The sequence below is a fragment of the Aeromonas sp. QDB62 genome (assembly GCF_027705695.1).
Classification (GTDB): Bacteria; Pseudomonadota; Gammaproteobacteria; order Enterobacterales; family Aeromonadaceae; genus Aeromonas; species Aeromonas allosaccharophila.
On record NZ_JAPDCD010000132.1, the window covers coordinates 1 to 794 of the forward strand.

The following is a 794-nucleotide window of genomic DNA, read 5'->3' on the forward strand; positions in this document are numbered from 1 at the left end:
TCAACTCAGTCCTTTGGGTGTGGCTTGTTTTGTTTGGCGACTAATGAGATCGCACAAACTGGACTGAGTTCCCTTCCCCCAGTGATCTACTATTCGAAACAGCTATTTAGCATCATTCATCGAGTAGCTGAATTGATGAGTACAGATGTGGGCTTGATATGCCGCTTAGCAGGCATAAGCCGGAGCATAGTTGCCCGCAAACTCAAGATGGGAGCTCCCCTATCAACCTCTCAGGGCACCAAGGTATACGGCGTTGTACAGGCATTCGATGCGGCACTCTCCTTACACGAGTTCGACACCACAAGGGCATTGTCATGGTTGCACCGCCGAGATTGGGGCCTCGGTGGCGTAGCGCCAGCCCAGCTACTGAATACACCGTTGGGGGTTCAGGCAGTTATCCATTTGGTGGGGCGGATTCAGCATGGGGTGTGCAACTAAATCGAGGGTTCTGATAGGCGAATCCCCACAGAATGCTTCAAAAACAACCAATCTCATCATTTTTTGAAATTTATTTCATTTACCCCACTTGAAAAATTCGGAAAACTGTCCATTTACTAATTATGAGAGCTTCAATTAAATTTAAGCAGCTCACCATTATTCCGCTGCTACGCAGCGAAGATAAACCAGTTTTGTACACCCACGGTTATTATTTCATCAATAAACACTCATAATTGAAGGTCATAACAATCTAATAACGAATTCTATCGAAGGAGATACCCCAGGGCGAGAGCGTGAACATATTGTTAAATTGACTTCAATTCAGCCAGCCCTGAATCCAATACCTTTTCCAGATA

At 45.5% G+C, this 794-nt stretch carries 1 protein-coding gene; it reads left to right on the forward strand.

The genetic code is table 11. The features are described 5' to 3' along the window. Nucleotides 1-207: 207 nt before the first annotated feature. Nucleotides 208-438 carry an antitoxin Xre/MbcA/ParS toxin-binding domain-containing protein gene (locus tag OKC27_RS22755; protein ID WP_232099265.1) on the forward strand — a complete coding sequence of 77 codons (231 nt, stop codon included), beginning with the start codon at nt 208-210 and terminating at the stop codon, nt 436-438. Nucleotides 439-794 lie beyond the last annotated feature (356 nt).